This window comes from Bacillus proteolyticus (assembly GCF_001884065.1).
Taxonomy (GTDB): domain Bacteria; phylum Bacillota; class Bacilli; order Bacillales; family Bacillaceae_G; genus Bacillus_A; species Bacillus_A proteolyticus.
In genome coordinates this window covers 1-758 of the sequence record NZ_MACH01000057.1, presented here as the reverse complement: position 1 = coordinate 758, position 758 = coordinate 1, and the positions used below count along the sequence as shown (strand labels likewise).

Annotated in this window: 1 protein-coding gene; it reads left to right on the top strand. The window is 35.1% G+C overall.

Annotated elements, in window-relative coordinates:
- Positions 1-436, top strand: a 436-nt coding sequence (locus tag BAQ49_RS09580; RefSeq protein ID WP_131802713.1) for a transposase, incomplete at its 5' end; no start/stop codon positions are given.
- Between the last annotated feature and the right edge of the window lie 322 nt (positions 437-758).

Genomic DNA, 758 nt, shown 5'->3' with positions numbered 1-758 from the left:
TGTCCCGATGGGACAGGTACATGACTGGTATTCTTTGCGTTGGCAAATCGAAATTTTATTTAAAACGTGGAAATCATTTTTTCAAATTCATCATTGTAAAAAGATAAAACCAGAACGATTGGAATGCCATTTGTATGGTCAATTGATTGCCATCCTACTCTGTTCTTCTATCATGTTTCAAATGCGCCAATTGGTCCTCATGAAGAAAAAACGAGAGCTTAGTGAGTATAAAGCCATATATATGATTAAAGACTATTTTCTTCTTCTATTCCAAACTATACAAAAAAACACCCAAGAGCTATCAAAGGTGTTACTTCGCCTGTTCAATCTCCTACAGCTAAACGGGCGGAAATCTCATCGATATGAGAAAAAAACGGTCTTTGATATATTAGGTGTCGTTTACAAATGTACCATGTCTGATAATCAAGCCGCTTAATTCAAAAAAGTGAAACCCGTTAGGGTTTATTTCGTATGCGAATCTTTCAATCACCTACACTTACCCTTTAGAAAAAAGAAACAATCTCGCCTAAAATTGATTTTGCATAAGCTTAGCTTGATAGCGATGTGATGTGACCCCATGCCCATCAACTTAAGCATTTAGTGTAGATTTAGAATGAAGTTTAATCAGAAATGCTTTACAAATCCTTATTTGATAAAAGACAAAAGGAATCCATTTTGAAAAAAGATGAACAGCTCCCTGTCAAGTAGACAGTGGAAATAATAAAAATACTTTAAGCGGCTTGAACCCTGTATTCCAA